The sequence below is a fragment of the Sodalis sp. dw_96 genome (genome assembly GCF_018449575.1).
Taxonomy (GTDB): domain Bacteria; phylum Pseudomonadota; class Gammaproteobacteria; order Enterobacterales; family Enterobacteriaceae; genus Acerihabitans.
This window is the reverse complement of the sequence record NZ_JAAVUT010000030.1, coordinates 35483-43024: the sequence shown is the minus strand read 5'-3', so window position 1 is coordinate 43024 and position 7542 is coordinate 35483. Positions and strand designations below refer to the sequence as shown.

5 protein-coding genes are annotated in these 7542 nt (G+C 54.8%); 2 read left to right on the top strand and 3 right to left on the bottom strand.

All coding sequences use genetic code 11. The features are described from left to right. Positions 1-30 precede the first annotated feature (30 nt). The 3 genes from prc to HB631_RS25400 form a co-directional block, all read right to left on the bottom strand. The gene (prc, locus tag HB631_RS25410; RefSeq protein ID WP_213993973.1) at positions 31-2082 is read right to left on the bottom strand and encodes a carboxy terminal-processing peptidase; all 2052 of its coding nucleotides are present in this window, start codon (positions 2080-2082) and stop codon (positions 31-33) included. A gap of 19 nt (positions 2083-2101) precedes the next feature. Then, positions 2102-2803, bottom strand: a complete 702-nt coding sequence (gene proQ / locus HB631_RS25405; protein ID WP_213993972.1) for an RNA chaperone ProQ — start codon at positions 2801-2803, stop codon at positions 2102-2104. A 95-nt stretch (positions 2804-2898) separates the two neighbouring features. Continuing rightward, positions 2899-3396, bottom strand: a complete 498-nt coding sequence (locus tag HB631_RS25400; RefSeq protein WP_213993971.1) for a GAF domain-containing protein — start codon at positions 3394-3396, stop codon at positions 2899-2901. Positions 3397-3630: 234 nt separating this feature from the next. Between HB631_RS25400 and yebS the strand changes: the two genes are divergently transcribed. Together yebS and HB631_RS25390 are read left to right on the top strand one after the other, a co-directional pair. Beyond that, a complete protein-coding gene (gene yebS / locus HB631_RS25395; RefSeq protein ID WP_213993970.1) occupies positions 3631-4878 on the top strand; it encodes a paraquat-inducible protein A in 1248 nt (415 codons plus the stop codon). After that, the gene (locus HB631_RS25390) at positions 4850-7477 is read left to right on the top strand and encodes a PqiB family protein (RefSeq protein ID WP_213993969.1); all 2628 of its coding nucleotides are present in this window, start codon (positions 4850-4852) and stop codon (positions 7475-7477) included. Before yebS ends, HB631_RS25390 begins: the two co-directional genes overlap by 29 nt. Positions 7478-7542 lie beyond the last annotated feature (65 nt).

Genomic DNA, 7542 nt, shown 5'->3' with positions numbered 1-7542 from the left:
AAAAAGGCGCCGGGGAGGCGCCTTGATAATTTATTTAACTGCCGCCGGTTGCAGAGGCTGCTGGCCGCTTTGCACTCTGGCCAGATCCAACGCGATATGTACGCTCTCGTCCAGATAGGGATCGGGCTCGTGGTAATCTTTCGGTATATCATCCAGGGATTTCACCGGTTTTTTCCCTTCCCGCTGCAAGCGATCATTAATACGCTGCAAGCGGATGGCGTCATCCTCATGATTTTCCTTCTCGCGCTGCACCAGATTCAGGGACGCAATATTGCGTTTCTCCTTCATGGCATTGAGACGGGCAATGTCCTGGGCGATATACTGGAACTCAGGGTCCGCCGCGATGCGCGCCTGATGCGCCTTCAACAGTTCGGCGGCAAAGGGCTTCAGATCGCCGGCCTTGGTGTAGGTTGCCGCGTTGATGCTGTCCCAGGGTAAGGCGTTATCTTCGAATTTCTCGCCGGTTTCAATGTCGGTCTCATAGCCGGTTGGCATGATGATATCCGGCACAACCCCTTTACGCTGGGTACTGCCGCCATTGATCCGGTAGAATTTCTGGATGGTGTACTGGATGGAGCCCAGCGGCGGCCAGTCGGGACGCAGCATCTGATCGTAGATGCGGTTAAGGGAACGGTACTGCTGCACCGTGCCTTTGCCGAAGGTCGGCTCGCCGACTATCAACGCCCGGCCATAATCCTGCATGGCGGCGGCGAAAATTTCCGACGCCGAAGCGCTGAATCTGTCCACCAACACCACCAGCGGTCCCTTGTAGTAAACAATGCCGTCATTATCGCTGTCTTCGCGAATCTTGCCGTTATTGTCGCGGACCTGGACTATCGGTCCGCTGGGAATGAACAGCCCGGACAGCGACACGGCCTCCGTCAAGGCGCCGCCGCCGTTGGTGCGCAAATCGATGATCACGCTGCTGACGTTCTGTTTTTCCAGTTTTTGCAGCTGGACTTTAACGTCATCGGTCAGTCCCACGTAGAAACCGGGAATATCCAGTACGGCAACCTTTTGCTGACCCACTTCCTTGATGGTCATCTTCACCGCGCGATCCTCAAGACGAATACGCTCGCGGGTGACGGTTACGATACGCGTCTTGGTACCCTTGCCGGCCGGTAAAATTTCCAGACGGACCTTACTGCCTTTCGGGCCTTTGATCAGTGAAACAACATCGTCCAGGCGCCAGCCGATGACGTCGACCATGGGTTTGCCGGTTTGGCCGACGCCCACCACGCGATCGCCTACCGTGATAACCTTGCTTTTCGCTGCCGGCCCGCCCGGCACCAGCGAATTGATGACGGTATAATCGTCGTCCATTTGCAACACCGCGCCAATCCCTTCCAGCGATAAGCTCATTTCGGTATTGAACTGTTCGGTATTGCGCGGAGAAAGGTAATTGGTATGGGGATCGATTTCATGCGCGAAGGCATTCATCACCATCTGAAACACGTCTTCACTGTTGCTTTGCGCCAACCGGCGAATCGCGAACTGGTAGCGTTTAGTCAGAATGTCTCGTATTTCATCGTCTTTTTTGCCGGTAAGTTTAAGGCTTAGCTCATCGTACTTGACCTTGGCATCCCAGAGCTTGTTGAGTTCGGCTTCGCTTTGCGGCCAGGGTGCTTTGCTGCGATCGAGATCAATGGTGTCGTTACCGGTGAAGTCCATGGGTTTGGCTAATTGAGCCAATGCGTATTCATAACGCTCGAAGCGCCGTTGCTGCGCTAAATTATACAGCGCAAAAGGAACATCCAGTTTTCCGCTTTTAAGCTCGTCGTCAAGTTGATCTTTTTTATCCGAAAATTGGGCAATGTCCGATGCCAGCAACACATTGTGGCTGTAATCCAACATATTAAGATAACGAGCGAAGATTTTCTCCGAGAAGGCATCGTCCAAATCAAACTGACGATAATGAGAACGGGTAAAACGCGCCGTGACACGTTCACTGACCGTTTCTTGCTGTGCTTCTTCGTGAAGCTGGGGAATCTGATCGGCGCGGGTAATCTTTACCTCTGCCGCCACCACCGATCCCGCCAGTAACAACCCTGCAAGCGCAGTTACTCTGACAAATTTGTTCATGCCCTGGTTGGCCTCCGTATCAGAACTGCAGGTGTTCTGCGCGCACTATCAAAGCCATCCCGGAAGAAAGCTGCACACGTACCCCTTCTTTGGCAATTTCCATCACTGTCGCTTCCATGGGATCTTTGCCTACCTTGATTTTAATGGCCTGACCGATTTGCAGTTTGGAAATATCGGTAACCTGCACCTGACGAGCGGGGGCGGGTTTTTTAACCTCTTGAGACGGACGGTCGCTTTTTGGCCGACCGGCGGGACGCGGCCTGCGAGGCGTATTCGCCCCATCGGCTCCTTTGCGTTCGACCGCGGCCGGATTGGCGGGGGCGCCGCGCCGCGGGGCGGGAGCTTCACCATTTTCGCGTTTTTTAGCCTGCTGAGCAGCGCGTTGCTGCTGCACGCGGGCTTTGGCTTCCTCAAGCTGCTTGCGGGCATGTTCCACATGCTGTGCTTCCAATTCTCCGCAGGGATTGCCGTCGAGATCCACACGCTGGGCGCCGAGCTTTATGCCATACAGATAGCGCCAGCTAGAGGTATAGAGCCGCAATGCGGAGCGCAGCTGTGTTTTGCTAAGGCTATCCTCCCCCTGAATGCGGGCGACCAAATCCGCAAAAATACCGATTTTTAACGGCCGCGCCTCGCCCTCGGCGGTAAAGCAGAGCGGAAAGCGCTCCGCCAGAAAGGCAATCACTTCTTTATTACTGTTCAACTTGGGTTGATTTTCCATGAAATTTCCTGATTACAACGGGTTTGCCAACCAGCGCAGGCATGAACAGGCGTCATTATAATGACGCCATCGGCAAATGCCACGTTATCCGTATATCAATATAAGGTATTATTGATAAATCTTCGCAGATCAGTGTGATTTAATTGCTGGCAAAGCCGCTCCGCCAAAGCTTTCAGGCCTTCTTCGTCCTCTTGATCGAAGCGATGATAAATCGTGCTATCGATATCAAGTACGCCAACCACCCTGCCATCCAGGGTAATAGGCAAGACGATTTCAGCAAGGCTTGCGGCGTCGCAAGCGATATGTCCGGGGAATTGGTGAACATCGTCCACCCGCTGAATACGGTTCTCCGCAACCGCCGTCCCGCACACCCCCTTACCCACCGGAATGCGCACGCAGGCGATTTTTCCCTGGAACGGCCCCAGCACCAGTGTATCACCGTCCAGCAGATAAAAACCGGCCCAATTAACGTCTTCGAGGTATTCGAACAGCAAGGCGCTGACATTCGCCATCGCCGAGATAAAATGGGTTTCGCCGTCAATCAACGCCGACATGTTTTGTAGTAATTCACTATAGAATTGTTGTTTTTTCATATGTAAACCAATAAATGAGCTAATCTGTTTGATATCAGCCGAAAAGCCAGCCTCTTTAAAATAAGCAATAAATGCCCAAGGCCACAAGATTAATCCTTTATTGCTTCACAAAGCCAGTCTCCGCAGGTATGTTTGCGCAACGTCGCCGGTATTAAATCCCCGCCGGCACTCGCGGCACTGGTGTTTTAAAAGGCAGGAAGAAAGGCGTGTGAGTGAGTTCAGCGTCCCTGGAATATGAAAATAAAGCACATTCATTATGCCTTGCCCCAAGGCCGTTATCAGCGTTGCGCCCAATGCGATACCTTATTCATTTTGCCGACGTTAAATCAATATCAGGACGCTTTTTGCCCGCGCTGTCGGGCCAAAGTCGCCCACGGCCATGAGTGGACGATAAATCAGCTGGCGATCCTGGCCCTGACCATGGTGGTATTGATGCCCTTCGCCTACGGCGAGCCGTTAATCAGTATTCGCCTGCTGGGTACCTCGATCAATGCCACTTTGCTGCACGGCATCTGGCAAATGGCCATTCAGGGCTCCCCGATCACCGCCAGCATGGTAGCCTTTTGTACCGTCGGCGCCCCCTGCACGCTGGTGTTATCCCTGCTGTATCTGAACGTCGGTGAACGGATGGGCATGAATTTGCGGCCGGTGTTGCTGATGCTGACCCGCCTGAAAGAATGGGTCATGCTGGATATCTACCTGATCGGCATGGCGGTGGCGGCCATCAAGGTGAAGGATTATGCCGATGTAAATACCGGATTGGCGCTGCCGGCATTCATTGCGCTGGCGTTGCTCAGCGTGGTGACCATGACCCATCTGAATATCGGCCAGTTATGGGAGCATTTTTATCCTCAGCCCGCGCCCCCCTTTCGCACCAACACCGCGGGCCTGAAGGTCTGCCTGGGCTGCAATTTCACCGGTTACGCCGATGAACGGGGCCGCTGTCCGCGCTGCCACACGCCCCTGCGGCTTCGACGCCGTCAAAGCCTGCAGAAATCCTGGGCGGCGTTAATCGCCTCGGTAGTCTTGCTTATCCCGGCCAATATCTTGCCTATTTCCATTATCTATATCAACGGCAGCCGCAATGAAAGCACTATACTTTCCGCCATCGGATCCTTGGCGAACGATAACATACCGGTGGCGGCGGTGGTTTTTATCGCCAGTATTCTGGTGCCGTTCATCAAGGTCATCGTCATGCTGACATTATTGCTGAGCATTCATTTTAACGTTCGGCACGGATTAAAAACCCGCATCCGCCTGTTGCGCTTTGTCAGCTGGATTGGCCGTTGGTCGATGCTGGATTTATTTGTTATCTCCATTACGATGTCGCTGGTGGATCGCGACCAGCTGTTGGCTTTTACTATGGGACCGGCGGCGTTTTATTTTGGCTCCGCCGTTATTTTGACAATTCTTGCTGTCGAGTGGTTAGACAGCCGTCTGATATGGGATGCACATGCAGCAAACGCCGACTACACCGACTAACGCGGAAGTCAAAAACAAGCGCCGCATTTCGCCATTTTGGCTGTTGCCGTTTATTGCTCTGCTGATTGCCGGTTGGCTGGTTTACAGCACGGTCCAGGAGAAAGGCGCCACGGTGACCATTGATTTTATCTCCGCCGACGGCATTGTAGCCGGCCGGACTCCGGTGCGTTATCAGGGAGTGGAGGTCGGCACGGTGCAAAACATCAAATTAAGCGACGATTTGCGTACTATCAAGGTGGAAGTCGGCATCAAGCGCGATATGCGCGATGCCCTGCGCCAGGGTACCCAATTCTGGCTGGTGACGCCCAAGGCGTCCCTGGCGGGGATTTCAGGACTCGATGCCCTGGTGGGGGGCAACTATATCGGCATGATGCCCGGCAAAGGTGACCCGCAGACCCATTTCATCGCCCTGGATACTCAACCGAAATATCGGGTCAATACCGGCGAATTGCTGATTCACATGCATGCGCAAAACCTGGGGGCGCTCAATACCGGCTCCCTGGTGTATTACCGCAAGTTACCGGTGGGTAAAGTGTATGACTATGATATTTCGCGGGAAAAGGGCGACGTCAATATTGATGTCCTGATCGATCGGCGTTTTACCGATCTGGTCAAAAAGGACAGCCGTTTCTGGAATGTTTCCGGCATCAGGGCCAGTGTGGACTTCCATGGCGTCCAAGTGGATATGGAGAGCATGGCGGCCCTGGTAAACGGCGCCATCGCCTTTGATTCGCCGCCAAACAGCGAGCAGGCGCGTACCGACGATACCTATACCCTTTACCCCGATCTCGCCCACAGTCAGCGGGGGGTGATTATCACCGTGGACCTGCCCAATGGGGATAATCTCAGCGAGGGCCATACTCCCCTGCTCTATCAAGGGCTGGAAGTGGGCACCTTGACCAAACTGACTCTGGGCAGCGATAACAAGGTCACCGGGGAACTGGCCATCAATCCGTCCATAAAGGATTTGATGCGCAGCGGTACCCGCATTGAAATGGAAACACCGCAGGTCTCTCTTAATAACGTCAACCTGAGCAATCTGCTCACCGGCACCACGCTTAATCTTATTCCCGGCGGCGGAGACCCTCAGCAGCACTTCACCGTGCTTGACAGCAACCATCGCCTGCTGCAGGAACCGGGAGTGAAAACCTTTACCCTGTCGGCGCCGGAAAGCTATGGCATTGACGGAGGACAGCCTCTGACGTTGTATGGCGTTGAAGTCGGCAAAGTCATCAGCCGCAAACTGGAAGGGAACGGTGTGCTGTTTGAAGCGGCAATTGAGCCGGAATACGCCGGCCTGCTGCATAAAAACACCAAATTCGTCGTTAACAGCCGAGTGGACGTTAAATTCGGACTGGACGGCGTTCGGGTGCTGGGCACCAGTGCGCAAGAGTGGCTGGACGGCGGCATTGTGATGATCCCCGGCACGCAGGGCGCGCCTTTAAACAATTACCCTCTTTACGGCAACCGTGAATTGGCCGAACAAGGCATTCAGGGGGAAAAGGCCGCCCCGACGCTGACGCTCACCGCCGACAGCCTGCCGGATATACAAGCCGGTTCCATCGTGATGTACCGTAAATTCCAGGTGGGGGAAATCATTGATGTCCGCCCCACCACGAAAAGCTTCGATGTGGATGTGTACATCCATCCGCAATACCGCAAGCTGCTCACCGAAAACAGTATCTTCTGGGCGGAAGGCGGCGCCAGAGTGCAGATAAACGGCAGCGGCATCAGCGTGCAGGCGTCCCCCCTCGATCGCGCGCTAAAGGGTGCTATCAGCTTCGATAACCTGGAAGGCGCTGTTCAGTCCAAAGGCCAGCCGCGCAAGTTATATGCCTCGGAAAACGCGGCGCGGGCGGTGGGCAGCCAGATAGTGTTGCAGACCTTTGACGCCAGCAAACTCTCGCCGGGCATGCCCATTCGCTATCTGGGCATCGATATCGGACAGGTGGAAACCCTTAAACTTTCGCCCCAGAACAGTGAAGTGCTGGCGCAGGCGGTGCTCTATCCGGAGTATGTCCAGGCCTTCGCCCGGGTGGGAACTCAATTCTCGGTGGTGACGCCGGAAATTTCCGCCGCCGGCGTCACTCATCTCGAGACCCTGTTCCAGCCTTATATCAACGTCGAACCGGGCAAAGGGCAAACAACGCGCAACTTTACTTTGCAACAGGCCACCATCAGCGATTCCCGCTATCTGGACGGTTTGAACATCGTGGTGGATACACCGGAAGCCGGTGCGTTGCAGGTGGGTACGCCAGTGCTGTTCCGCGGCATCGAAGTCGGCACCGTCACCGGCATGTCCCTCGGGCCGTTAGCGGATAGGGTGTATGTGTCATTGCGGATCAGTAAACAGTACCAACATCTGGTGCGTGACAATTCAGTATTCTGGCTGGCGTCGGGATATGATTTGAAGTTCGGATTAACCGGCGGGTCGGTGAAAAGCGGCACCTTTCAGCAGTTTATCCGCGGCGGCATCGCGTTCGCCACACCGCCCACCACGCCGCTGGCGCCTAAAGCCAACGCCGGTAAACATTTCTTGCTGAACAACGAAGAGCAGAAAGAGTGGCAAAACTGGGGCACCGCCGTGCCGCAGGAATAAAGGGTATGGCGCTGTCGCGCGGTTTCGCCGGGATGCCTGTCAGGAACCGGATGCCGGCGCCGTCC